Annotated in this window: 23 protein-coding genes; 10 read left to right on the top strand and 13 right to left on the bottom strand. The window is 68.4% G+C overall.

Annotation, left to right across the window (positions count from 1 at the left end; all coding sequences use genetic code 11):
* Positions 1-282: 282 nt before the first annotated feature.
* The 7 genes from AB0E56_RS09570 to AB0E56_RS09540 all read left to right on the top strand — a co-directional run bounded on the left by AB0E56_RS09570 (position 283) and on the right by AB0E56_RS09540 (position 8382).
* Positions 283-2115: an ABC transporter substrate-binding protein gene (locus AB0E56_RS09570; RefSeq protein WP_359798467.1), complete on the top strand. Its 1833-nt coding sequence runs from the start codon at positions 283-285 to the stop codon at positions 2113-2115.
* Between the two features lie 72 nt (positions 2116-2187).
* Positions 2188-3231, top strand: a complete 1044-nt coding sequence (locus AB0E56_RS09565; RefSeq protein WP_183150241.1) for an ABC transporter permease — start codon at positions 2188-2190, stop codon at positions 3229-3231.
* Positions 3228-4142, top strand: coding sequence for an ABC transporter permease (locus AB0E56_RS09560; protein WP_359798465.1), 915 nt, complete (start codon positions 3228-3230; stop codon positions 4140-4142). Before AB0E56_RS09565 ends, AB0E56_RS09560 begins: the two co-directional genes overlap by 4 nt.
* Position 4143: 1 nt before the next feature.
* Entirely contained in the window at positions 4144-5793 is a 1650-nt protein-coding gene (locus AB0E56_RS09555) for an ABC transporter ATP-binding protein (protein WP_359798463.1), read from the top strand.
* Positions 5790-6743 (top strand): LD-carboxypeptidase, encoded by a 954-nt coding sequence (locus AB0E56_RS09550; RefSeq protein WP_359798462.1) that lies wholly within the window; start codon positions 5790-5792, stop codon positions 6741-6743. Before AB0E56_RS09555 ends, AB0E56_RS09550 begins: the two co-directional genes overlap by 4 nt.
* Positions 6740-7573 carry a serine hydrolase gene (locus tag AB0E56_RS09545; protein ID WP_359798461.1) on the top strand — a complete coding sequence of 278 codons (834 nt, stop codon included), beginning with the start codon at positions 6740-6742 and terminating at the stop codon, positions 7571-7573. The genes AB0E56_RS09550 and AB0E56_RS09545 overlap by 4 nt, the downstream gene beginning before the upstream one ends.
* Positions 7570-8382 carry a serine hydrolase gene (locus tag AB0E56_RS09540; RefSeq protein ID WP_359798459.1) on the top strand — a complete coding sequence of 271 codons (813 nt, stop codon included), beginning with the start codon at positions 7570-7572 and terminating at the stop codon, positions 8380-8382. Before AB0E56_RS09545 ends, AB0E56_RS09540 begins: the two co-directional genes overlap by 4 nt.
* A 39-nt stretch (positions 8383-8421) precedes the next feature.
* On the opposite strand, the gene AB0E56_RS09535 is transcribed toward AB0E56_RS09540, so the two are convergent.
* Positions 8422-9471: a P1 family peptidase gene (locus tag AB0E56_RS09535; protein ID WP_359798458.1), complete on the bottom strand. Its 1050-nt coding sequence runs from the start codon at positions 9469-9471 to the stop codon at positions 8422-8424.
* Between the two features lie 158 nt (positions 9472-9629).
* Here AB0E56_RS09535 and valS point away from each other — a divergent pair, with 158 nt between their 5' ends.
* Together valS and AB0E56_RS09525 are read left to right on the top strand one after the other, a co-directional pair.
* Complete coding sequence (valS, locus tag AB0E56_RS09530; RefSeq protein WP_359798456.1) at positions 9630-12245, top strand: valine--tRNA ligase; 2616 nt, start codon at positions 9630-9632, stop codon at positions 12243-12245.
* Positions 12245-12460, top strand: coding sequence for a hypothetical protein (locus AB0E56_RS09525; protein ID WP_359798455.1), 216 nt, complete (start codon positions 12245-12247; stop codon positions 12458-12460). Before valS ends, AB0E56_RS09525 begins: the two co-directional genes overlap by 1 nt.
* 22 nt (positions 12461-12482) lie before the next feature.
* Here AB0E56_RS09525 and AB0E56_RS09520 read toward each other — a convergent pair whose 3' ends face one another.
* Entirely contained in the window at positions 12483-12701 is a 219-nt protein-coding gene (locus AB0E56_RS09520; RefSeq protein WP_359798453.1) for a hypothetical protein, read from the bottom strand.
* Positions 12698-13321, bottom strand: coding sequence for a helix-turn-helix domain-containing protein (locus AB0E56_RS09515; protein WP_359798451.1), 624 nt, complete (start codon positions 13319-13321; stop codon positions 12698-12700). Before AB0E56_RS09515 ends, AB0E56_RS09520 begins: the two co-directional genes overlap by 4 nt.
* A gap of 121 nt (positions 13322-13442) precedes the next feature.
* Between AB0E56_RS09515 and AB0E56_RS09510 the strand changes: the two genes are divergently transcribed.
* Entirely contained in the window at positions 13443-15494 is a 2052-nt protein-coding gene (locus AB0E56_RS09510) for a M3 family metallopeptidase (protein WP_359798450.1), read from the top strand.
* Between the two features lie 76 nt (positions 15495-15570).
* Here the strand turns inward: AB0E56_RS09510 and AB0E56_RS09505 are convergent, their stop codons facing one another.
* The 10 genes from AB0E56_RS09505 to tig all read right to left on the bottom strand — a co-directional run bounded on the left by AB0E56_RS09505 (position 15571) and on the right by tig (position 25574).
* Positions 15571-16356, bottom strand: a complete 786-nt coding sequence (locus AB0E56_RS09505) for a hypothetical protein (RefSeq protein ID WP_359798448.1) — start codon at positions 16354-16356, stop codon at positions 15571-15573.
* Positions 16353-17621, bottom strand: coding sequence for an ATP-dependent Clp protease ATP-binding subunit ClpX (clpX, locus tag AB0E56_RS09500; RefSeq protein WP_183150248.1), 1269 nt, complete (start codon positions 17619-17621; stop codon positions 16353-16355). The genes AB0E56_RS09505 and clpX overlap by 4 nt, the downstream gene beginning before the upstream one ends.
* Positions 17622-17797: 176 nt before the next feature.
* The gene (locus tag AB0E56_RS09495; protein WP_359798447.1) at positions 17798-18649 is read right to left on the bottom strand and encodes an aldehyde dehydrogenase family protein; all 852 of its coding nucleotides are present in this window, start codon (positions 18647-18649) and stop codon (positions 17798-17800) included.
* A complete protein-coding gene (locus AB0E56_RS09490) occupies positions 18646-20088 on the bottom strand; it encodes an aldehyde dehydrogenase family protein (RefSeq protein ID WP_359798446.1) in 1443 nt (480 codons plus the stop codon). The genes AB0E56_RS09495 and AB0E56_RS09490 overlap by 4 nt, the downstream gene beginning before the upstream one ends.
* Before the next feature lie 13 nt (positions 20089-20101).
* On the bottom strand, positions 20102-21103 hold the full coding sequence (gene deoC / locus AB0E56_RS09485) for a deoxyribose-phosphate aldolase (protein ID WP_359798444.1): 1002 nt from the start codon (positions 21101-21103) through the stop codon (positions 20102-20104).
* On the bottom strand, positions 21100-22035 hold the full coding sequence (locus AB0E56_RS09480; protein ID WP_359798442.1) for a sugar-binding transcriptional regulator: 936 nt from the start codon (positions 22033-22035) through the stop codon (positions 21100-21102). Before AB0E56_RS09480 ends, deoC begins: the two co-directional genes overlap by 4 nt.
* A gap of 153 nt (positions 22036-22188) precedes the next feature.
* Positions 22189-22830, bottom strand: a complete 642-nt coding sequence (locus AB0E56_RS09475; RefSeq protein ID WP_183150250.1) for an ATP-dependent Clp protease proteolytic subunit — start codon at positions 22828-22830, stop codon at positions 22189-22191.
* Between the two features lie 20 nt (positions 22831-22850).
* A complete protein-coding gene (locus AB0E56_RS09470) occupies positions 22851-23444 on the bottom strand; it encodes an ATP-dependent Clp protease proteolytic subunit (protein WP_183150251.1) in 594 nt (197 codons plus the stop codon).
* 82 nt (positions 23445-23526) lie between these two features.
* Complete coding sequence (locus AB0E56_RS09465) at positions 23527-24021, bottom strand: tetratricopeptide repeat protein (RefSeq protein WP_359798440.1); 495 nt, start codon at positions 24019-24021, stop codon at positions 23527-23529.
* A 71-nt stretch (positions 24022-24092) separates the two neighbouring features.
* Positions 24093-25574: a trigger factor gene (tig, locus tag AB0E56_RS09460; protein WP_359798438.1), complete on the bottom strand. Its 1482-nt coding sequence runs from the start codon at positions 25572-25574 to the stop codon at positions 24093-24095.
* Between the last annotated feature and the right edge of the window lie 13 nt (positions 25575-25587).

The raw sequence follows: 25587 nt of genomic DNA, 5'->3' as shown, positions 1-25587 counted from the left end.
GCTTCCCCTTCGCGCGCCCGCGCTCCCACAGCAGGGATACGTTCCGGATGTCAGTCTCATTGCGTGCGTCTTCATCATCAGGTGTTGGTGTCGCGCATCCTTACACCCGCGTGTTTCCGCCGTGTTACACCGCATGATCCGCGCGCATCTCATCGCCTTCTTTCGATTTTTCTTCGGCGATACGCATCAGATCCCTTGACCCGGAGGCCGTCTTCCGCTTGCATGGTCTGCACCGACCCGGCTTCACAGTGGATCCGGGCGGCGCCCGAAGGGACTTCTTCCATGCGTCTTGCCCCCCGCTCCAGAACTGCGCGAAGTCTGACCGCCGCCGCGATCGCCTCCGCGCTCCTCATCGCCGCTCCCGCCGGCGCCGCCCAGGCGCAGTCGGTGAGCGCGGCGACCGAATCCCCCGCGTCCGAGACCACGCTGCGGATCGCGACCTCCGGGTTCGTCGACACGTTCAACCCGTTCATCTCGATCTACCTGACGCCGACGAACATCATCCGATACGTCTACGAGTCCCTCGTGCAGAACGACGCCGAAGACGGATCGCCGACGAAGGGCCTCGCCGACTCGTGGGAGCCCACCGACGGCGGACAGACGTGGACCTTCACGCTGCAGGACGACCTGGCGTGGTCGGACGGGGAGCCCATCACCTCCGCCGACGTCAAGTACACCTACGACCAGATGATGACCGTTCCGGCGCTCGGCACCGCGAACGGCAACCTGGTCTCCAACTTCGACACGGTCGAGGCGCCGGACGACAAGACCGTCGTCATCACGCTGAAGACGCCGCAGGCGCCGAACCCCGGCTCGGAGATCCCGATCGTTCCGAAGCACATCTGGGAGGCCGTCGACGACCCGACCACCTTCGCGAACGACTCCGACGTCGTCGGCTCCGGCCCCTTCGTCCTCGACAGCTACTCGGCGAACCAGTCGATCGAGCTCAAGGCGAACGAGAACTTCTGGCGCGGCGCCCCCAAGATCGACGCGATCCAGTACGTGTACTACACGAACTCCGACGCGCAGGTGCAGGCGCTCAAGGCGGGAGACGTCGACCTCGTCACCGGCCTCACGCCGACGCAGTTCGAGGCGCTCGACGGTGTCGACGGCATCACGACGCACTCCGGTGAAGGCCGCCGCTACCACTCGATCAGCATCAACGTCGGCCAGCAGACCCGAGACAACGTGCCCTACGGCACGGGCAACGCGGCCCTGAAGGAGCTCGAGGTGCGTCAGGCCATCCGCCTCGGCACCGACACCAAGACGCTGCTCGACAAGGTCCTCACCGGCGAGGGCGTCCTGGCGACGAGCTTCATCCCCGCGTCGTTCCCGAAGTGGCACCTGGCCGACGACGACGACGTGATCGTCGGCTTCGACCCCGAGGCCGCGATGGCCACGCTCGAAGACGCGGGATGGACCGCCGGAGCTGACGGCATCCGCGAGAAGGACGGACAGCGCCTCGCGCTGCGACTGCTGACGGATGCCGACGACTCGAACGAGCAGTCCATCGCCGACTTCTTCGTCCCGTGGATGAAGGACATCGGCATCGAGATCACGGTCGAATCGACCGACTCCGACACGATCAGCGCCAAGGCCACGTCCGGCGACTACGACCTGTACTTCAGCGGATGGTCTGTCAACCCCGACCCGGACTACCAGCTCGGCATCAACACCTGCATGAACCTCCCGACCGCGACCGACGGCACCGGCGGCACCACGCAGGACGGCTACTGCAACCCCGAGTTCGACGAGATGTACGCCCAGCAGCGCTCCGAGACCGATGAGGAGAAGCGCCAGGAGATCGTGCACGACATGCTCGCGCTGAACTACACCGACACGGCACAGGTCGCCACCTGGTACGCGAACTCGCTCGAGGCCTACCGTTCCGACCGCTTCACCGGCTTCACGCTCCAGCCCAAGGACGGCGGCATCATCGCCAACCAGGCGGGGTACTGGGGCTACCTCACGGTCGAACCCGTCGAGGGCGCGACCGCCGGTGGCACCGGCACCAACACGGGACTCATCATCGGAGGCATCGTGGTGGGAGTGGTCCTCATCGGAGGACTGGTCTTCTTCCTGATCCGACGCCGCAACATCGCCGACGTCGAATGAGCCCAGCGAGACGCCGCGGGTGGCGGGCGACCGCCCCCGCGGCGTCTCCCGGTCCGCTGTAAGGAGACCCCCATGTCCAACGCGGTTCCCCCCTCCACCTCCGCCATCGCCACGAGCGCCGCGGCCGAGGAGCAACCCAAGGGAGTCGGCGCCCTCCGCTACGTCCTGGTCAAGCTCGGCGGCGCGGCCATCAGCCTCGCGATGGTGATCCTGCTCGGGTTCTTCGCCTTCAAGATCCTGCCGGGCGACCCGGTCGCATCGATCGCTCGCGAGCGCGGCATGAGCGCGGAACAGGCCGCACAGCTGCGCGAGCAGCTCGGTCTGAACAAGCCGCTGTGGCAGCAGTTCTTCGACTACCTCGGCAATGTGTTCACGCTGAACTTCGGCACGAGCTACGTCTACCGCACGTCGGTGTCCGAACTCATCGGCGACTACTTCTGGAACACGATCCTGCTCACGGGCACCGCAGCCGTCATCGCCATCGCCCTCGGCCTCTGGCTCGGCCAGAAGGCGGCATGGAAGCACGGCTCCACGTTCGACCGCATCGTCTCGGGCACCTCGCTCGTGTTCTGGTCGGTCCCGACGTTCTGGCTCGCACTGCTGCTGCTCATGATCTTCGGCGGGACGCTGCACTGGTTCCCCACGGGCGGCATGGTCTCCCCCAACCCACCCACCGATCCGGTCGGCGCGGTGCTCGACGTCATCTCGCACATGGTCCTGCCGGTGATCACCATGGTCGCGGTCGTGTACGCGCAGTACCTCATGGTCATGCGCAGCTCCCTGCTCGAGGAGATGGGCGCCGACTACCTCACGACCGCCCGTGCCAAGGGGCTCCGCGAAGACCTCGTGCGCCGTCGCCACGCGGTGCCGAACGCCCTGCTGCCCACGGTCACCCTCGTGTTCATGCACATCGGCGGTCTGATCGCCGGGGCGGTCACGGTCGAGACCGTGTTCTCATGGCCCGGTCTCGGCAAGCTCACGTTCGAAGCCATCTCGGGACCGGACCTTCCCCTCCTGCAGGGCACCTTCGTGGTGTTCTCGACCATCATCATCGCGATGAACCTCGTCGCGGACCTCATCTACCGTCAGCTCGACCCGAGGGTGAGGCGCGCATGACCACGGCATCCCCGACCATCCGTTCCCCCAGAGCCCTGGCCTGGCACCGTCGCCGTACGGCCTTCGCCGACTTCTGCCGCCAGTTCGCCCACCACAGGGCGGGCATGGTCGGGCTCGTCTTCCTGACCGTCGTCGCCCTGGTCGCGATCTTCGCCCCGGTGATCGCCCCCTCGAGCATGCTCGACGTGACGAAGCTCGTCGACGTCCAGCGATTCGCCCCGCCATCGTGGGAGCACCCTCTCGGCACCGATCATCAGGGTCGCGAGATCTGGGTGCGCATGGTGTGGGGAGCGCGCGTGTCCCTGCTCGTCGGACTCGCCGCCACCGCGATGTCGATGATCATCGGCACCCTGGTCGGCATCGCCGCGGGCCACTTCACCGGTTTCTTCGGCGGCCTGATGATGCGCATCATCGATTTCTTCCTCGTGCTGCCGTCCCTGATCCTCGCGATCGTGCTGTCGTCGGTGCTGAGCCGCGGCGTCTGGACGATCATCATCGCCATCGGACTCACGTCGTGGGCCGGCACGGCCAGGGTCGTGCGCGCCCAGACGCTGTCCGTGGAGTCGCGCGACTACATCGAGCGCTCCAGGGCCCTCGGCGCCGGGCACTGGCACATCATCATGAAGCATCTGCTCCCGGGCGTCCTGCCCCTGGTGCTCGCCAACACCACGCTCACCGTGGGGTCGGCGATCATCTCCGAGTCGACCCTGGCGTTCCTCGGGCTCGGAGACACCACCCTGCAGTCCTGGGGGTCGATCCTGAAGAACGCGATGGATGTCTCCGCCGCGACGAGCGGGTACTGGTGGTACGTGCTCGTCCCGGGTGTCGCGATCGTCCTGGTCGTACTGTCGTTCACCCTGATGGGCCGCGCCGTCGAGAACATCACCAACCCGACGCTGAGGAGCCGCTGAGATGCCCGATCTGACCTTCGACGACGTCTCCGTCACGTACCGCACCTCCGGCCGGTCGGGGCGCGATGAAGTCGCCGCCGTGCGCAACGTCTCCCTGACCCTCCCGGCCGGCCAGACCCTGGGCATCGCCGGCGAGTCCGGCTCCGGCAAGTCCACGCTGGCCATGAGCGTGCTGCGGCTGCTGCCCCGCAACGCGACGCTGAGCGGCCGCGTGCTGCTCGGAGATCAGGACGTGGCGACGCTCTCGTTCGGACAGCTGCGAGCCGTGCGCTGGGCGAAGACGTCGATCGTCTTCCAGGGCGCGATGCACTCGCTCAACCCGGTGCGCACGGTCGGGTGGCAGCTGCTCGAAGCGCTCGAGCTGCACGCCGGCGATCGGTGGAAGACCGAGAAGGCGCGCAAGGCGCGCGCCCTGGAGCTCCTCGAGATCGTCGACCTCCAGGCGCAGAAGTCGGAGTCGTACCCGCACGAGCTCTCCGGAGGGCAGAAGCAGCGCGTCATGATCGCCATGGCGCTCGCGTGCGACCCCGAGGTCATCATCGCGGACGAGCCGACCACCGCGCTGGATGTGATCGTGCAGAAGCAGATCCTCGACATGATCTCCCGACTCGTGTCGGAGCGCGGCATCTCCATGCTCATGATCAGCCACGACCTCTCCGTCCTCGCGACGGCCTGCGACCGCATCGCGATCATGCGTGACGGCGAGCTCGTGGAAGTCGGTGAGAGCTACGCGGTGTGCACGACGCCCGCGCAGGCGTACACCCGCCAGCTCGCCGACGCGTTCCCGACCATCGGCGACCCCGCGTCGCGCATGGCCCCCGTGACCCGGCATGGCCGTGGCGCCGATGAGGTGCCCGAGATCGCACACGAAGACGCGGTGCTCCTGGAGGCGAGGGGCGTCAACGTCACCTATCGCTCCGGCGGCAGGCCTGTGCATGCGGTGCGCGACGTCGACCTCTCGGTGCGCAGAGGCGAGATCGTGGCCCTTGTCGGGCAGTCCGGGTCGGGGAAGTCGACGCTCGCGCGCGCGCTCATGGGCCTGCAACCCGCAGACGCAGGGTCGCAGATCCTCTTCGACGGCACCCCCATCCCGACGAAGGGACGCGACCTCGCGCACTTCCGGTCACAGGTGCAGCTCGTGCTGCAGGACCCGTGGGCGGCGCTGAACCCCAAGCACAGCGTGTACGAGTCCGTGGCCGAGGGGCTTCGGGTGCAGCGGTTCGCCGGCGACGAGCGGGAGCGCGTGGCGCAGAGCCTGGCCGATGCCGAGCTCACACCGCCGGAGCGCTACTTCGGGGCCATCCCGCAGGAGCTCAGCGGGGGCCAACGGCAACGCGTCGTGATCGCGGGCGCGCTCGCCGTACAGCCTCAGATGCTGATCGCCGACGAACCGGTCGCCTCTCTCGATGCCTCGGTGCGCGGGGAGATCCTCGGCCTCCTGCTCGACCTTCGTCGTCGCCTCGGGCTGTCCGCCCTGGTCATCACGCACGACCTCGGACTCGCATGGAACATCGCGCACAGCGTGGCGGTGATGTACCACGGAGAGATCGTCGAGCACGGCAGCACCGAAGATGTCCTCCTGAACCCGCAGCACGCCTACACCAAGCACCTGCTGTCGGCGGCGCCCCGCATCGAGGAGAAGTCGGCGTGAGCGGCACGGTCTCGCCCTACCTCGACTCGGCGCCCCTGCAGCCCGGCGACACGGTGGCGATCGTGTCGCCGTCCGGGCCGGGCAACGAGGAGAACACGCAGCGCGCCGTCGGGTACTACGAGTCCTTGGGCCTGAAGGTCCGCGTCGGAGAGCACGTGCTCACGCCGCATCCCCGCGCGTTGTACCTCGCCGGCCCCGACGACCTGCGCCGCGCAGACCTCGTCGCGGCGTGGACCGATCCCGACGTCGATGCGGTCGTCGCGGCGCGCGGAGGATACGGTGCGCTGCGATTGCTCGACGGCATCGATTGGACCGAGATGCGTCGCGGCGCCCTCCGTCGCGACGGGCGACCCAAGCTGTTGACGGGCTCATCCGACGTGACCGCTTTGCACGAGACGTGGCGCGCGCACCTCGACGTCGCGACCCTGTTCTGCCCGATGGCGGGCAACAACGTGTTCCGCGACTCCGGGCAGGTGCGCGACGACGTGCAGCGGTGGCTGTTCGAGCCCTGGCGCGCACGCGAGCTCGTCGGCCCGAAGACCGAGATCATGACCCGGGGTCGGGCCGAAGGCCGCTTCACCGGTGGCAACCTCAGCCTGCTCGCGGCCGGGCTCGGAGCACCGGAGGCGGGCGTCGCGGCACCCGGCATCCTGTTCCTGGAGGACATCACCGAGGAGCCGTACCGGCTCGACAGCTTCGTGACCCAGCTGCGGCGGGCGGGGCGCCTGGCGCAGGCGACCGGCGTGGTGCTCGGCTCCTGGCACGAATGCGGCGACCTGGAGCTCGTGCACGCGCTGATGCGCGAGGAGTTCGAGGACGCGGGTGTACCGGTGCTCTGGGAGCAGGGCTTCGGGCACGACCCGAACGCGCTGACGATCCCGCTCGGTGTGGACGGGGTGCTGGACGCGACCGGAGACGTGCCGCGCCTGACCGTCGGGCTCGCCGCATGATCGCGCTGCCGCCCCTCGATCCGCGTGCCACGTGGTCGGTGCGGCTGCTGGATGCGAACACCGGAGACACCCTGGCAGAGCACGATCCGCACACGCAGTGCGAGACCGCGAGCATCGGCAAGATCTTCCTGCTCCTCGAGGTCGCCAGGCGGCTCGAGGACGGCACCCTCGCACCGGACGACCGCATCGAGATCCCCGACGAGCACCGTGTCGAGGATTCGGGGCTGCTGTACCGGATGCACGACCAGCGCGTCACGGTGCACGACGCGGCCCTGCTCGTCTGCGCGGTGAGCGACAACCTCGCCACCAACGCACTGATCCATCTGTGCGGCCTCGAGCAGGTGCGGTCCGTGGCCCAGGCGCTCGGCTATCGCGAGACCTCGCTCCACGACTACATCCGCAACGAGCGCACACCCGACCTGCCGTGGACCCCGTCATACGGCACTGCGGCCGAACTCTCCGACATCATGCGGCGCCTCGGCACCGGTGAAGCGTTTTCTCCCGCGGTGAGCGCGCGCGTGTTGGACTGGCTCGCCGCCGACACCGACACCTCGATGACCGCCGACGCGTTCCTCCTCGATCCCCTCGCCCATGTCGAGGCCGAGTACCAGGGCCTGGTGCTGCGCCACAAGACAGGCAGCGTGAGCTTCGCGCGCGTCGACGTGGGACTCCTGCGCGGCCCGGAGGCCGCGATCGCCTACGCGGTGGCCGCGAACTGGAAGGGGTCGCCGGTGGATCTCCGCGCACCGGTGCTCGACGGCATGCGGGCGATCGGCGAACGCATCCGCGCCCACGTCACCGGGCGCGCCAGGGACGAGGCAGCCGGATGAGCGCGATCGAGGTCGAACTGCCCGCCGAGAACGGCACCGTGTGGTCGGTGCTGGTTCAGGACATCGACTCCGGCGAGGTGCTGCTGCGCCACGATCCGGAACTCGTCCAGGACACGGCGAGCGTGGGCAAGATCTTCCTCCTGCATCGGCTCCTGACCGAGGTCGACGCGGGGACACGCACACTCGACGAGCGCGTCACGCGCCGCCCGGTCGAGGCGATCGAGGACTCCGGCCTCTGGTACCTGCTGCAGGCCGACGAGCTGTCCCTCTACGACGTGGCCGCGCTCATCGGCGCTGTGAGCGACAATGCGGCGACCAACACGCTGGGCCGCGTCATCGGCATCCCCCAGGTACAGGAGCACACGCGCGCTCTCGGGTACTCCGCCTCCGCGCTCGACGACATCGTGCGCTGGCCGATCCCGCCCGGCGCCCCGCGCACGCTGTCGCACGCGAACGCCACGGAACTCGTGCGCTTCATGTCGCGTCTCGCCGACGGCGCCGATCTTTCCCCGGCGTCGGCCGACACGCTGCGCCGCTGGCTCGGCGCCGGCATGGACCTGTCGATGGTCGCGTCGGCCTTCGAGCTGGACCCGCTGGCCCACTGGGGGTTCGACCGTGGCATCTGGCTGCTGAACAAGACCGGGACGATCTCCCGCGTCCGCGCCGACACCGGGATCGTGATGTCACCTACCCGCAGGATCGCCTACGCGGTGCTGGCCACCTGGGACCGTGGAGCAGACGGCCGCGGCCCGGTGCTCGCCGCGATGCGCGCGATCGGCGACGGCATCCGCACGGCGCTCGTCGACTGAACCCGGAACACGATTCGTCACGCAGGACGAGGCGTTCCCTCAGCGGACTCCCGCTGCCGTCAGCCGCTCGCGCACGAGGTCGAGGGGCACGGCGTGAGCGGTGCGCCCTTCCGGGCCGACCGTGGTCTCCGCGGCGAGGACCGAGTTGATCAGCGCCTCCTCCACGGCATCCATCGTGGCAGCGAAGAGCGGCGACAGGGCATCGTCCGGCACGGGCCCCGCGTCGGCGAGGTCGTGCACCGAGAAGGCGACCGCATAGTCGCCGCTGCCCTGCGCATAGTCCGCCCCGACCCCGCGCATGGCGAACACGGCGCGGTTGGCCACACGCCCGAGCTGACGCCCGTCGACCGGGGCGTCCGTCGCGACCACGATCATGCAGGAGTTGCCGACCGGGACCGCGGGCGAGCCGGCGAGAAGCTCTTCGGCAGGAAGCGCCACACCGGCGATGCGCAGCGTCCCGCTGAAGTTCGTCTGCACGAGAGCCCCGACCGTGCGTTGCACCCCGTCGAGCGTCAGCACGCGTGACGCCGTGCCGATTCCGCCCTTGTAACCCAGGGCGACCGTGCCGGCACCCGCGCCGACGCCTCCCTCCGCGACGGCGCCAGCCGAGGCCGAGGCCAGTGCCTGTTCGACCTGCTCCTCCCCCACGGCACGACGCCGGATGTCCGACAGGAAACCGTCATTCGTCTCTCCGACGATGGGGTTCAGGGTCGTGGTGGCGCGGTGGGCGGGCGTCGCCAGCAGGTGGCCGAGGAACGCGTCGGCGACGCGGAACACCGAGAGCGTCGAGGTCAGCAGGATCGGCGTCTCGATGGCTCCCAGTTCCTGCAGCTGTGTGGCGCCGACGAGCTTGCCGTATCCGTTGCCGACCGCGAGGTTCGCCGGGAGGCTGCGGCGCTCGGCGTCCAGCGCATCGGGCACGATCGCGGTGACGCCCGTGTGGAGGCCGTCGCCGTGCACGGTGGCGTGCCCGACACGCACTCCCACGACATCGGTGATGGCGTTCTCCGCGCCGCGCGCGAATGCACCGGAGGGGACACCGAGGTCGGCGAGGCGGGCACGGGAGGAGGAGGGCGACGACGACGTCATGCTCCGATCCTCCCAGTCGTGCGACGGCGTTCACCGGCGCCGCGCCGCGTGGTCGGCGCCGGTCGAGCGTGCCGCCGTGCCGCTCGGTAGACTGGGCGGCACCACCCACACTCAGGCACGCTCACACAGTGCCGCATACATCGCTCGAGGAGACCTCCATGCCTGCTTACGAAACGGCCCAGAACCCGATTCCCGACAAGCCCGCACTCGAAGGTCTCGAAGCGAAGTGGGACGCGGCGTGGGCGGATCAGGGAACGCACCTGTTCGACCGTCTGCGCGCCGCCGAACTCGGCCGTGAGGGCGTCTACTCGATCGACACCCCGCCGCCCACGGCCTCGGGGAGCCTGCACATCGGTCACGTGTTCTCCTACACGCACACCGACGTGAAGGCGCGGTACGAGCGCATGCGCGGCAAGACGGTGTTCTACCCCATGGGCTGGGACGACAACGGACTCCCGACCGAACGCCGCGTGCAGAACTACTACGGGGTGCGCTGCGACCCCTCGCTCCCCTACGACGCGGACTTCACGCCGCCGTTCGAGGGCGGTGACAACAAGTCGAGCCGCGCCGCCGACCAGCAGCCGATCAGCCGCCGCAACTTCATCGAGCTGTGCGAGCGCCTCACGATCGAGGACGAGAAGCAGTTCGAGGCGCTGTTCCGCCAGCTCGGGCTCAGCGTCGACTGGACCCAGACGTACCGCACCATCTCCGACGACACCATCCGCCAGAGCCAGCTCGCATTCCTGCGCAACATCGAGCGCGGCGAGGCGTACCAGGCGCTCGCCCCGACGCTGTGGGACATCGACTTCCGCTCCGCCATCGCGCAGGCCGAGCTCGAGGACCGCGACCAGCAGGCCGCGTACCACACCATCGAGTTCCCCTTCGCAGACGGTTCAGGCTCCATCGCGATCGACACCACGCGCCCCGAGCTCCTCCCCGCGTGCATCGCGATCGTGACCCACCCCGATGGACCGCACAAGCACCTCATCGGCACGAAGGTGCGTACGCCGTTCTTCGGCGCCGAGATCGAGATCCACGGTCACCACCTCGCACAGCCCGACAAGGGCACCGGTGCGGCGATGGTCTGCACCTTCGGCGACGTGACCGACATCATCTGGTGGCGCGAGCTGCGCACGGCCGGCGGCGAGTCGCTGCCGAACATGACCGCGATCGGCCTCGACGGTCGTTTCCTCTCCGGGGCGCCGTCGATCGTCGCCGACGCCGACGCGCGCGCCTGGTATGCCGAGAACGTGGCGGGCAAGACCGTGTTCAGCGCCCGCAAGGCGATCGTGGAGAAGCTGCAGGAGACCGGCGACATGACCGCCGTCGGCAAACCCTTCAACCACGCAGTGAAGTTCTTCGAGAAGGGCGATCGGCCGCTCGAGATCGTGTCCACCCGCCAGTGGTACATCCGCAACGGTGCGCGTGACAGCGAGCTGCGCGATCGGCTCCTCGCTCACGGACAGGAGCTCGCCTGGCACCCCGATTTCATGCGGGTGCGTTACGAGAACTGGGTCGGCGGCCTGACCGGCGACTGGCTCGTGTCCCGCCAGCGCTTCTTCGGTGTGCCGATCCCGCTCTGGTACGGCCTCGACGAGAACGGCGACCGCGACTACGAGCGGGTGCTGACCCCCGATGCGGCTGCGCTGCCGATCGACCCCACGACGGATGTCCCCGCGGGCTACACCGAAGACCAGCGCGGCGTGCCTGGCGGCTTCGACGCCGAGGCCGACATCCTCGACACCTGGGCGACCTCTTCGCTGACTCCGCAGCTCGCGGGCGGATGGCAGCGCGACGAGGAACTGTGGCAGCTCATCGCTCCGTTCGATCTGCGCCCGCAGGGACAGGACATCATCCGTACGTGGCTGTTCTCCACGATGCTGCGCTCGACGCTCGAGGACGGCCGTGCTCCGTGGCGCAACGCCGCGATCTCCGGCTTCATCGTCGACCCCGACCGCAAGAAGATGTCGAAGTCGAAGGGCAATGTGGTCACTCCGGCCGACGTGCTCGACGCCCACGGCTCGGACGCGGTGCGCTACTGGGCGGCGTCGAGTCGTCTGGGCATGGACGCGGCCTTCGACCCGCAGAACCCGACGCAGGTGAAGATCGGCCGCCGCCTGGCGATCAAGGTGCTCAACGCGGCGAAGTTCGTGCTGTCGTTCCCCGTGCCCGCCGGCGCTCAGGTCACCCACGCGCTCGATGCCTCGATGCTCGCGGCTCTCGACGGTGTGGTGGCCGAGGCGACCAAGGCCTTCGACCGCTACGACGCCGCCCGTGCCCTCGAGGTGACCGAGGCGTTCTTCTGGACGTTCTGCGACGACTACCTGGAGCTCGTGAAGGAGCGCGCCTACAACCAGACCGACGTGGGTCAGGCGTCGGCCGCTCTCGCGCTGCGTCTGGCGCTGTCCACGCTGCTCCGACTGCTCGCGCCGGTGCTCTCCTTCGCCACGGAGGAGGCCTGGTCGTGGTTCGAGGAGGGCTCCGTGCACACGGCCGCCTGGCCGGAGGCGCTCGGCATCGAGGGCGACCCTGCCGTGCTGGCGGTGGCGAGCGAGGCGCTCATCGGCATCCGTCGCGCGAAGACCGAGGCGAAGGCGTCGCAGAAGACCCCGGTCTCCCTGGCAGCGATCGCGGCTCCGGCGGCGAAGGTCGAGTCTCTCCGCGCGGCGGCCGACGACCTCCGCGCGGTCGGCCGGATCGCAGAGCTCGAGATCACCGAGGCCGAGGAGTTCGCGGTCACCGCGATCGAGCTCGCCCCGGTCGAGGCCTCCTGATGCAGCTCGGCACGAGGTGGGCGACGGGTTCGGAGGCTCCGGCCTCGGTCCCCGCGTCGCTGCGACCCGCGATCGCCGACGTGGAGTCGAAGGGCCTCACCGGGCATTGGACCCTGACCTGGCTCGAGGGGCGGCCGATCGCCGAACTCGATGCGGGCTGGGAGGTCTTCCAGACCGCCTCGGGCGACGTGGTGGCTCGTCCCTTCGAAGACTGATCTCCCGCCGTCGAGCGACTCGTCAGCGCCGGTTCAGTCCCATCTGCGCGAGCAGATGGTCTACGGCCCGCGGGTCGTTTCGGCGCGCCTGCTGCTCGCGGAGCAGGTCGAGCGCCAGAGTCCGCTTCGTGGCACGCCGGGCGATGCGGTGCTCCACGTACACCGTGAGGCGTGCGGCCAGGCGCAGCAGACCGCGCTCCGCCTGGGTCGGAGAGGACAGCTGAAGTGTTGCGCTGGTCATGATGCCGTCCGCTCGTCGTCCGGCGTCCCGGCAGGCGCTGACTGAGGCGTCGGCAGGTCGAAGAGCTCGGCGCGGAGGGAGACCCGCCGCACGTCGGAACCGGTCTGCCCACGGAAGCGCTCGATGGCCCGCTCGATGGTCGTCTCCAGTTCTTCCCTGAGCGCCAGGGCCTGAGCGGGTGTGAGGTCGAGATGTGTCGTCATCGTCATGCCGACGTTTCGCCACTCTTCGGGGACATCGGCGCTCGACCGGTTGAGATAGGCCATCAGCGTCTCGTGCCGCAGGCGGAAGAACTCCGAGGTCACGATCTGCGCCGCGGCGCGGTTCGCCGGCGATGTCATCTCATCGGGCCCCGGCACGTCGATGCGCCCCTTGGGACGCTCCCACCACCGCTCCCGTGCCGTGCCTCTTCCCTCGACCTCGCGGATGAGGTCATGCGCAGCGAGGGCCCGGAGGTGGTAGCTGGTCGATCCCGAGTTCTCGCCGACGAGCGCCGCCAGCGAACTGGCGGTCTGTGGTCCGCGTGCCGCAAGAAGGTCGAAGATCTTCACGCGCAACGGATGCGCCAGCGCTTTCAGGGCTCCGGCGTCGAGTGTCCGCACCTGGGTCTCGTTGTCCATGAATGCAAAGATACTCTTGCAAACAACTCTTTGCAAGGATTTCTCTGCATCATGTCGACATCCTCGTTCCGCATGCGCCTCGCCCCGGATTCGGGGAGGGGCGGGTGGCTAGGCTCGGAGCATGACCGACGCCACGAACCCTCTCCTGCAGCCGTCGCACCTCCCCTTCGGGCTCCCCGACTACGGAGCCATCCGCCCCGAGCACTATCTCCCTGCTTTCCAGGCGGGGTTCGCGGAGCAGCTGCGCGAGGTCGCCCGCATCACGATGGTGCGGTCGATGCCGACGTTCGAGAACACCCTGGAGGCGCTGGAACGATCGGGCGAGCTGCTCGATCGCGTCGCGCACACGTTCTACACCGTCAGCTCGGCGGACGCGACGCCCGAGATCCAGGAGATCGATGAGCACCTTGCGCCGCTCATGGCTGCGCATCAGGACGCGATCACGCTCGACGGCGCGCTGTATTGGCGGGTCCAGCAGGTGTGGGAGCAGCGGGACGCCCTGGACCTCGACGCCGAACAGCGATATCTGGTGGAGCGCCACCACCGCGAGATGACGCACGCCGGGGCCGGGCTCGGTGACGATGCCAAAGCGAAGCTGACCGCGCTGAACCAGAGACTCTCGACGCTGACCAACACGTTCGAGCGCAACCTGCTGAACGACACGAACGATCTGGCCGTGGTCTTCGACTCCGCCCACGAGCTCGACGGGCTCAGCGCCGGCGAGCTGTCGGCCGCGACACGTGCGGCGGCGGACCGCGGGCTCGACGGCAGACTCCTCCTCACGCTCCCCCTGTTCACCGGTCATCCCGCCCTCGCTCAACTGCGCGTGCGGGAGTCGAGGCGGCGCATCATGGCGGCCTCGCTCGCGCGGGCTTCGCGGGGCAACACGAACGACAACCGCGCCGTGCTGCGCGAGATCGTGCGGCTGCGGGCTGAGCGCGCCCGCCTTCTCGGCTACGACTCGCACGCCGCTTACGTCACCGCCGACGAGACGGCGGGGGCTCCTGAAGCCGTGGAGCAGATGCTGCGACGCTTGGCTGGACCGTCGGCTCGCAACGCCGGGGCCGAGCGCGAGGCCCTTCAGGCCATCGTGGACGACACCGAAGCCGAACGCTTCGAGATCGAGTCCCATGACTGGGCGTTCTACACCGAGCGGATCCGCACCGCCAGATACGACCTCGACGCGAGCGCACTGCGCCCGTGGTTCGAGGCGGAGAGGGTGCTGCGAGACGGCGTCTTCTTCGCAGCGACCCGACTGTACGGCATCACCTTCTCGGAGAGGGACGACCTCGTCGCATACCACCCCGGCGCCCGCGTGTTCGAGGTGCGCGACGAGGACGGCTCGCCGGTGGGCCTCTACGTGCTCGACCTCTACACCCGCGACTCCAAGCGCGGCGGGGCCTGGATGAACGCGATGGTGAGCCAATCCCGGCTGCGCGGCACCTCCCCCGTGGTGGTGAACAACCTCAACGTGCCCCTGCCCGGCGAGGGCGAACCGACGCTGCTGACGCTCGACGAGGTCACCACGCTCTTCCATGAGTTCGGTCACGCGCTGCACGGTCTCTTCGCGACGGTGACGTATCCGCACTTCTCCGGGACCAACGTGTTCCGTGACTTCGTGGAGTTCCCGAGCCAGGTGAACGAGATGTGGATCCTCTGGCCGGAGGTGCTGGACAACTACGCGCGTCATTTCGAGACGGGCGCTCCGCTCGACCCGGCCGTCGTACGACGGCTGCGTGCGACCGAGACCTTCGATCAAGGGCACGCGACCAGCGAGTACCTCGCCGCAGCCTGGCTCGATCAGGCATGGCACCGGGTGACGGCCGACGAGGACATCGACGACGTCGCCGCGTTCGAGGCTGCCGCGCTGGCCGATATCGGGTTGGACGATCCCGCCGTACCCACGCGCTACTCGTCGACGTACTTCGCACACGTCTTCTCCGGTGGCTACAGCGCCGGTTACTACTCGTACATCTGGAGTGAGGTGCTCGACGCCGACACGGTGGAGTGGTTCCGAGAGAACGGCGGGCTGACGAGGGCGAACGGCGACCGGTTCCGCGAGCGTCTCCTCGGAGTCGGCGGTTCGAAGGATCCGCTCGAGGCGTATCGGGACTTCCGCGGTCGCGACGCCGCCATCGAGCCACTGCTGAAACGCCGTGGACTCGACACCTGAGAGAGAACTCGTCAGCTCCGGGTCGACACGCAGGTGACCGATCCTGGCGCGGTACCGTGGCTCTGCCACGGCCGCGTCAGCGCGGCGGTGCGGTGTACAGCGCCGGCGAGCATCCGGTCTCCCCTGGCTCGAGCCAGATCCGATCATAGGGGGGCGACACGACGTCTCCCGTCGTCCGCCACACGCGGAGGACGCAGTCGGTCCCGGGGGTCACACCGACCGCGGCGACCCACTCGCCGTCGGCGCTCTGCTCGACCTGCACGGTGACGTGGGCGTCGGGGAACTCATCCCGCAATGCATCGGTCGGGTCGGCTCCGCCCGAGGCGGCGAGCACCCGATCCACGCGTTCCGCCGTGTCCGGCGGCAGTTCGGGACGGGTCGACGCGGGCGGAGCCACCGGCTCCGCGATCCCCGCGCACGGGACCTCCTCGTGGGCGACCTTCCCCGACGCGGTCACCACGTACCGGTAGCACCGCTCGGAGGATCCCGCCGACGTCGACGGTGCGAAGAGCGCCCCACTGCTGCTCTCCTCGACGACGGCGCTGATGCGGGCTTCGATCACGATGCCGCCGTCGTCGCTGAGCGTGCCGCTCCAGGTCAGCGGCTCCACGGTCGCGCTTCGGGAGTGGAACATCTCGGCAGCGACGGTCGCGGCATCCGTGAGGTCGCGCGCGCCGCGCAGGTCATCGGCCAGTGCACCCGCCACGTGCTCGACGGTGCCGTCGGCCACATCATCGCCGTCCTTGTCCCGCGTCGAGACCAGGAAGACGGTGACGAGCACGATCCCCGCGAGCACGATCGCCGCCGCCGGTATCGCAAGCAGTGTCGCGACTCCCTGCCCCGGCGAACGGCGAGAGGTCATGCGCTCTTGCGCTTGCGCTCCATCACGATGGTGGGCGGTGCGCCTTCGTCGACGGCCGCGCGGGTGACGATGACCTTCGCGACGTCCTCCGCCGAAGGGATCTCGAACATGATCGGGCCGAGGACGTCTTCGAGGATCGCCCGCAGACCCCGCGCCCCGGTCTTGCGCTCGACTGCGAGGTCGGCGATGGAACGCAGGGCTTCCTCTTCGAACTCGAGTTGCACCCCGTCGATCTCGAACATGCGCTGGTACTGCTTCACGAGCGCGTTCCGCGGTCCGGTGAGGATGTCGATCAGCGCCGTCTGGTCGAGGGGCGAGACGTTCGTGACGACGGGAAGACGGCCGATGAACTCGGGGATCAACCCGAACTTGTGCAGGTCTTCCGGCAGAACCTCGCTGAAGAGGTCGAGATCCTTGCCCTTGTCGTGCAGCGGGGCCCCGAAACCGATGCCGTGCTTGCCGACGCGGGCGGAGACGATGTCTTCGAGACCCGCGAAGGCCCCGGCGACGATGAAGAGCACGTTGGAGGTGTCGATCTGCAGGAACTCCTGATGCGGGTGCTTGCGACCCCCCTGCGGCGGCACGGAGGCGACCGTGCCCTCGATGATCTTCAGGAGAGCCTGCTGCACACCTTCGCCCGACACGTCGCGGGTGATCGAGGGGTTCTCGGCCTTGCGGGCGATCTTGTCGACCTCGTCGATGTAGATGATGCCCTGCTCGGCGCGCTTGACGTCGTAGTCGGCGGCCTGGATGAGCTTGAGAAGGATGTTCTCCACGTCTTCACCGACATAGCCGGCCTCGGTGAGCGCGGTGGCGTCGGCGACCGCGAAGGGCACGTTCAATCGCTTGGCGAGGGTCTGTGCGAGATACGTCTTGCCGCAGCCGGTCGGACCGATGAGCAGGATGTTGCTCTTCGCGATCTCGACCTCTTCGGCGCGCTGTTCCGCCGTCTGCAGCGTGCCGTGCGCGCGCACGCGCTTGTAGTGGTTGTAGACGGCGACGGAGAGAGCGCGCTTCGCCGGCTCCTGGCCGACGACGTACTCCTCCAGGAAGGAGAAGATCTCTCGGGGCTTCGGCAGCTCGAACTCGGCGACGCCGTCGGCGGACGACTCCGCCATCCGCTCCTCGATGATCTCGTTGCACAGCTCGACGCACTCATCGCAGATGTACACGCCGGGGCCGGCGATGAGCTGCTGCACCTGCTTCTGGCTCTTTCCGCAGAAAGAACATTTGAACAGGTCAGCGCTTTCACCGATGCGGGCCATGCGCGTCCTCCTATGGGGGATCAGAGATCGTCCTTCGAGCCTAACCGCTGCATACGACACCGGGCCGCATTGGAGGCACTCGACATCGGGTCGTGACACGTGAGGGGCCAGGAACCGCCGCTGTCTCCGGTTCCGGGGCGACGATTCCCGACCCCTCACGAGATCGGCGGAACGCGTCAGACCATGCTCTTCGTGTGCCAGACGGTCTTCACCTCGGTGAAGGCGCCGATACGCTCCGGAGAGGCGACGACATCACCAGGAGTGAGGACGCGCTTGAGGGTGTCGGCGGCCGCGATCTGCATGTCGACCCACTCGAGATCGCCCGCTCCCGCCAGGTCCAGGGCGTTCACGTCCTGGTGCGAGGCCAGCCAGGGGGCGATCTCGGCGGGCGAACCGGTCAGCACGTTGACGACACCACCGGGAACGTCGCTCGTGGCGAGCACCTCCGCGAGGCTGATGGCCGAGAGCGGATGCGGCTCGCTCGCGATGACGACGACCGTGTTCCCGGCGACCAGCGCGGGGGCGACGACCGAGACCAGCCCCAGCAGTGCGGAGTCCTGCGGCGCGACGATCGCCACGACGCCGGTCGGCTCGGGGACCGAGATGTTGAAGTACGGACCGGACACAGGGTTTGCATTGCCGGCGACCTGTGCGTACTTGTCGCACCAGCCGGCGTACCAGACCCAGAGGTCGATGGCCTCGTCGACCTGCGCTGCTGCGGCGGAGGAAGACAGTCCCTCCTGCGCGACGATCTCGTCGATGAACTGGGCACGGCGACCCTCGAGCACCTCGGCGACGCGGTAGAGCACCTGCCCGCGGTTGTAGGCGGTCGCACCCGACCAGCCTTTGACCGCGGCACGGGCGGCGACCACGGCGTCGCGGGCATCCTTGCGCGACCCCTTGGCGGCGTTCGCGAGGAATGCGCCCTTCGGCGAGAGGACCTCGTACGTGCGGCCGGACTCGCTGCGCGGGAAGGCGCCTCCGATCGCGAGCTTGTACGTCTTCGGCACGGTCAGACGCTTGCTCATGCTGCGGCTCCCTTGAGGTAGGCGGTGAGTCCCTGACGACCGCCCTCGCGACCGTATCCGGATTCCTTGTAGCCGCCGAACGGGCTCGACGGGTCGAAGCGGTTGAAGGTGTTGGCCCAGATCACTCCCGCGCGCAGGCGGTCGGCGACGGCGAGGATGCGCGATCCCTTGTCCGACCAGATGCCCGCGGAGAGGCCGTACGGCGTGTTGTTCGCCTTCGCGACCGCCTCCGCCGGTGTACGGAAGGTGAGCACCGAGAGCACGGGGCCGAAGACCTCGTCACGGGCGATGCGGTGCGACGCCTCGACGCCGGTGAAGATCGTCGGGGCGAACCAGAAGCCCTGCTCCGGGATCGCGCACTCCGCGGTCCACCGCTCGGCGCCCTCGGCCTCCCCGATGTCGCTGAGTTCACGGATACGGGCGAGCTGGGCCGCGGAGTTGATCGCGCCGATGTCGGTGTTCTTGTCGAGCGGGTCGCCGAGACGCAACGTCGACAGGCGCGTCTTGAGCCGGTCGACGACCTCGTCGTGGATCGACTCCTGCACGAGCAGCCGGCTGCCGGCGCAGCAGACGTGTCCCTGATTGAAGAAGATGCCGTTGACGATGCCCTCGACGGCCTGATCGATCGGCGCGTCGTCGAACACGATGTTCGCGGCCTTGCCGCCCAGCTCCAACGTCACCTTCTTCTTCGTGCCGGCGACGGCGCGCGCGATGTCTCGTCCGACACCGGTCGAGCCCGTGAAGGCGACCTTGTCGACGTCGGGGTGGCGCACCAGGGTCGACCCCGTGGCGCCGGCTCCCGAGACGATGTTGACGACTCCCGCGGGGAGGTCGGCCTGCTGCAGGATCTCCGCGAAGATCAGAGCCGTCAGCGGCGTGGTCTCCGCGGGCTTCAAGACGACCGTGTTGCCGGCGGCGAGGGCGGGCGCGATCTTCCACGCCAGCATCAGCAGCGGGAAGTTCCACGGGATGATCTGCCCTGCGACGCCGAGGGCCTGCGGGTTCGCGCCGAGTCCGGCGTGATCGAGCTTGTCGGCCCAGCCCGCGTAGTAGAAGAACCAGGAGGCGACCAGAGGCACGTCGACGTCGCGGCTCTCCTTGATCGGCTTGCCGTTGTCGAGGCTCTCGGCGACGGCGAGCTCGCGCGCGCGCTCCTGCACGAGGCGCGCGATGCGGAAGAGGTACTTGCCCCTGTCGCGGCCGCTCATCCTCGACCAGGTCTTGTCATAGGCACGACGAGCAGCGGCGACCGCACGATCGACGTCCTCGTCGCTCGCGGAGGCGATCTCGGCGATGTGCTTCTCGGTCGCCGGCGAGATCGTGGTGAACGGAGTGCCGGAGCCGTCGACGAACTCTCCATCGATGAACAGGCCGTAGCTGTCCTTGAGATTCAGGATCGCGGTGGACTCCGGTGCGGGAGCGTATTCCAGAAATGACATGTTCGTCTTCCCGTCAGTCGATCGTGACGTAGTCGGGGCCCGAGTAGTGGCCGGAGGTGAGCTTCTGCCGCTGCAGGAGCACATCGTTCAGGAGGCTGGAGGCGCCGAAGCGGAACAGGTGCGGCTGCAGCCACTCCTCACCGACGGTCTCGGCGACGGTGACGAGGTACTTCACGGCGTCCTTCGAGGATCGGATGCCGCCGGCCGGCTTGACGCCGATCTTCTCCCCCGTGCCGCGGTACCAGTCGCGCACGGTCTCGAGCATCAGCAGCGTCGTCGGCAGGGTCGCCGCGGGCTGCACCTTGCCCGTCGAGGTCTTGATGAAGTCGCCGCCGGCGAGGATCCCGAGCCACGACGCGCGCTTGATGTTGTCGTAGGTGTTGAGCTCACCGGTCTCGAGGATCACCTTGAGCGAGGCGTACGAGCCATCCGCACGGCGACAGGCCTCCTTGACCTGTGCGATCTGATCGAACACCATGCCGTAGCGGCCGGAGAGGAACGCGCCGCGATCGATCACCATGTCGATCTCGTCGGCGCCCGCGGCCACCGCCTCCGCGGTGTCTGCGAGCTTGATCGCCAGGGACGCGCGCCCACTAGGGAACGCCGTGGCTACGGCCGCCACCGAGATGAGGCCGTCGTCGGGATCCCCGTGCAGGCTGCCCAGCGCGGAGACCGCGTCGCCGACCATGTCTCCGTAGACGCAGACGGCCGCGACGCGAGGCGCGGACGGGTCGGCGGCATCCGGAGTCTTCGCCTTCGCGACGAGCGAGCGCACCTTGCCGGGGGTGTCGGCCCCTTCCAGTGTGGTCAGGTCGATCAGTCTGATGATCGTGTCGAGCGCCCACGCCTTCGAGGTGGTCTTGATCGACCGGGTTCCGAGTCCGGCTGCGCGCTGCTCCAGTCCGACGGCGTCCACGCCGGGGAGTCCGTGCAGAAAACGCCGGAGAGTGGCGTCGTCAGGTTCTCCGCCGAGGACATCCACCGCCGTCCTGCGGCTGAGTGCTGTGGTGGTCACTGTTCCTCCAACAATGCTCGTGCTGTGGTCTCATCGGTCACCAGTACGCCGCACAGGCCACTGGTCACCACTGTCCGTGCGATGTCGTGCTTGGCGGGGCCCGCCGTGACGAAGATCGCTCGCGGGGCTCCCCGCAACCTGTCGAGCGAGACGCCGACGGTGCGTGCGTCGAGCTGCGAGTCGACGATGTTGCCCTCGGCGTCGACGTACCGCCCGAGGACGTCTCCGACGGCGCCGCGACGCGCGAGCTCTTCGACCTCCTCCGTGGTGAGGTAGCCGTTCTCGACGTGCGCGGACGAGGCGTCGCACGGGCCGGCGGTGAAGAGGAAGGCCTGTGCCTCGGCAGCTTCCTCGAGCACGGCGGCGACGGTGCGGTCGGACTCGATGGCCTGCTTCGTCTCGACGCGTTCGAGGATGGCGGGGCTCGGGAGAAGCGAGACCTGGCCCGAGGCCCGCTGCGCGATCGTGACGGCGAGCCCTGCTGCGCCACCGGATCGCCGGTTCAGACTCACTCCCCCGTTGAGCTGCACCACCGTGACGCCGTTGGCCCAGCCGTCGGGGAGCGCTTCGGCGACCGCGCGGAGCGTGCGACCCCAGCTGACTCCGAGGGTCCGTGGGACGGGCCGCAACGCAGTCAGGAAGTCTGCTGCGGCCTGCGCGACCCGCTCCAGAGTTCCGTCGTCTCCGTCGGGAGCCGGGACGACGACGGCGTCCCTCAGGCCGAACCGCTCCACGAGGAGCCGTTCCAGGCCGAGTCGACGCGCCCGCGGATGCACGATCTCGATGCGCACGATGCCGCGGTCCTTGGCCTGCGTGAGCAGACGGCCCACCTTCCACCGGGAGACCTTCAGGAGCCCGCCGATCTCATCCTGGGTCTTGTCCTCGTCGTAGTAGAGCTCGGCGACCCGGACCATGAGCAGATCATCTTCCACGGCAGCCTCCTTCCTCGTTCCAGCGTAAGCCCGATCTCGCGTTCGCGCATCATGTTGCTCATATGCGCATTGAGACGGGATGCCCTGCACATCCGCCGGGTACGACGAAGGGCGCCCGTCGAGATGACGGACGCCCTTCGGGATCGAACGGGCTCAGGCGCGCTTGCGCGAGGTGAGCACCTGGTCGACGATGCCGTACTCGTGTGCTTCCTTGGCCGAGAGGATCTTGTCGCGATCGATGTCGCGGTTCACCTGCTCCACCGGCTTGCCGGTGTGACGAGCCATGGTCTCCTCGAGCCACGTGCGCATGCGGAGGATCTCCGCGGCCTGGATCTCGATGTCGGAGGCCTGCCCGTGACCGGCCTCCCCCATCGCGGGCTGGTGCATCAGCACGCGGGCGTTGGGCAGAGCGAGGCGCTTGCCCGGAGCACCGGCGGCGAGGAGCACCGACGCCGCCGACGCCGCCTGACCGAGCACGACCGTCTGAATCTGCGGCGCGACGTACTGCATCGTGTCGTAGATGGCCGTCATCGCGGTGAAGGAGCCACCGGGCGAGTTGATGTACATGGTGATGTCGCGCTCGGAGTCCTGGCTCTCCAGCACGAGGAGCTGCGCCATCACGTCATCTGCCGAAGCGTCGTCGACCTGCACACCGAGGAAGATCACGCGGTCTTCGAACAGCTTGTTGTACGGGTCCTGACGCTTGAAGCCGTAGGCCGTGCGCTCCTCGAACTGCGGGAGCACGTAGCGGCTGGAGGGCAGGTCGCCGGCTGAGCGGAAGGTGGGTGTGTACATGAGTGTCCTTTCGCTTTCCGTTACTCGGTGTCCTGGTCGGTTCCGCCGCCGCCGATGACGTCGGAGGCCGATTCGCGGATGTGGTCGACGAAGCCGTATTCGAGCGCCTCTTCGGCGGTGAACCAGCGGTCGCGGTCACCGTCGGCGTTGATCTGCTCGACCGACTTGCCGGTCTGGGCGGCGGTGATCTCGGCCAGGCGGTTCTTCATCGACATGATGAGCTGCGCCTGGGTCTGGATGTCGCTCGAGGTACCGCCGAAGCCGCCGTGCGGCTGGTGCAGCAGCACTCGCGCGTTCGGCGTGATGTACCGCTTGCCCTTGGTGCCGGCCGTCAGCAGCAGCTGCCCCATGGAGGCGGCCATTCCGATGCCGACCGTGACGATGTCGTTGGGCACGAACTGCATCGTGTCGTAGATCGCCATGCCCGCGGTGATCGAGCCACCGGGTGAGTTCACGTAGAGGTAGATGTCTCGCTCGGAGTCCTCTGCGGCGAGAAGAAGGATCTTCGCGCAGATCTCGTTCGCGTTCTCGTCTCGCACCTCCGAGCCGAGCCAGATGATGCGGTCCTTCAGCAACCTGTCGAAGACGCTTGTCGCGACGAGGGGTTCAGCCATGTCAGCTCCTGGTTCCGTGTTTCAGTGATTTCGAATCTACCGGCGACAACGCAGCACCCAGGCCGTGTTCGCCGTCGGCATATCAGGTGTCGGCGTCGGCGATCTCGTGGGCATACGCGGTCATCGACCGGTGGTAGCGCGGGAGGTGCGGCACGAGCGCCAGCAGCGCCACCGAGAGACCCTGCGCGGGCCGGCCGGCGCTGGCGAGGATGAGCGCGTGGACCGTCGCGACCGCGTCACGGTACGGCCCGTCAGCCGACAGCTCCTCCTCCGCCCGGATCACGGCGAGGGCATCGTCGTACTGCCCCAGGTTGCGCAGCGAGCTCGCCAGCTGGATCACGCACTGCGGACGGTATTCGTCGTCGAGTCCGAGCTCGAGGGCCCTCCGATACAGCACGACGGCCTCTGCCGGCCGCCCTGCCGAGTCCCGCGCGCCCGCACGCTCGAATTCCGCGCGGGCGTCGTCCACACCGCGCTCGGCCGCCAGTGCGTCGATGCGCGCGATCGTGTCGTCGCCGACCTCTTCGCCGCTCGCATCGTCCCACACCTCGTCGATGCGCTCATCCCACGTCTTCATCGCTGCTCTCTCCTCGGATGGAAAAGAGGGCGGATGCCGCAGCACCCGCCCTCTTCACTGGATCGTGTCGATCACTCGGCCTTGTCGGCAGCCTTCTTGGCCGGAGCCTTCTTGGCAGCGGGCTTCTTCGCGGCCGGCTTCTCGGCGGCAGCCTCGTCGGCGTCAGCAGCGTCAGCGGCCTTCTTCGCCGGAGCCTTCTTGGCAGCGGGCTTCTTGGCGGGGGCCTTCTTGGCCGGCTTCTCCTCGGTCTCAGCCTCAGCGTCAGCCGCCTCATCGTCGGTGACGATGAAGTCGGACAGGTCGACGGCCTTGCCGTTGCTGTCGACGACCTTGACCTTGCCGAGGGCGATGGCGAGCGCCTTGTTGCGGGCGACCTCGCCGACCAGCGCGGGGAGCTGGTTGGAGGACTGCAGTGCCTCGACGAACTCCTGCGGCGCCATGCCGTACTGGGCAGCGGACTGGATGAGGTACTGGCTGAGCTCCTCCTGCGAGACCTGCACGTCGGCCTGCTCGGCGATCGTGTCGAGCAGCACCTGCGTGCGGAACTGCTTCTCGCTCGCCTCGGTGACCTCGGCGCGGTGCACGTCGTCCTCGAGACGACCCTCACCCTCGAGGTGGTTGTGCACCTCGTCCTCGATCAGCTGCGGCGGGACCGGGATCTCGATCTGCTCGAGGAGCACCTCGACGAGCTTGTCACGCGCGGCAGAGCCCTGCGTGAAGACGCCCTGCTGGGCGACCCGCTCGGCCAGGCTCGCGCGGAGCTCGGCGATCGTGTCGAACTCGCTCGCGATCTGCGCGAAGTCGTCGTCGGCGTCGGGGAGCTCGCGCTCCTTGACGGCCTTGACGGTCACGGAGACCTCGGCCTCGGAGCCGGCGTGGTCGCCGCCGACGAGAGCCGAGCGGAACGTGGTGTCCTCACCGGCGGTGAGCGACTCGATCGCGTCGTCGATGCCCTCGAGCAGCTCGCCGGAGCCGATCTCGTAGGAGACGCCCTCTGCGCGGTCGATCTCGGCGCCGTCGATCGTGGCGACGAGGTCGAGCTCGACGAAGTCGCCCTTCGCTGCGGGGCGGTCGACCGGGACCAGCGTGCCGAAGCGCGCACGCATGTTGTCGAGCTCGGCGTCGAGCGCGGCGTCGTCGGCCTCGACGGCGTCGACCGTCACGGTGATCCCGTCGTAGGAGGGAAGCTCGATGTCGGGGCGGACATCGACCTCGACGTCGACGAGCAGGTCTCCCGAGAAGTCCTTCTCGTTCGGCCACTGAGTGATGTCGGCGGAGGGACGGCCGACCACGCGCAGCTTGTGCTCCGCGGTCGCATCCCGGAAGAACTTGTCCAGGCCCTCGTTCACCGCGTGCTCGATGACGGCGCCGCGCCCGATGCGCTGATCGATGATGGGCGCCGGGACCTTGCCCTTGCGGAAGCCGGGGATCTGGACGTCCTGAGCGATGTGCTCGTACGCGTGAGCGATGCTGGGCTTGAGGTCGTCAGGGGTGACCGTGATGCTGAGCTTGACCCGGGTCGGGGTCAGCTTCTCGACGGTGCTGTTCGCCATGCTGGTGTGTTCT

Origin of the sequence: Microbacterium sp. NPDC028030, assembly GCF_040637855.1 — a bacterium.
Lineage (GTDB): Bacteria > Actinomycetota > Actinomycetes > Actinomycetales > Microbacteriaceae > Microbacterium.
This window is presented reverse-complemented; position numbering and strand designations above follow the sequence as displayed.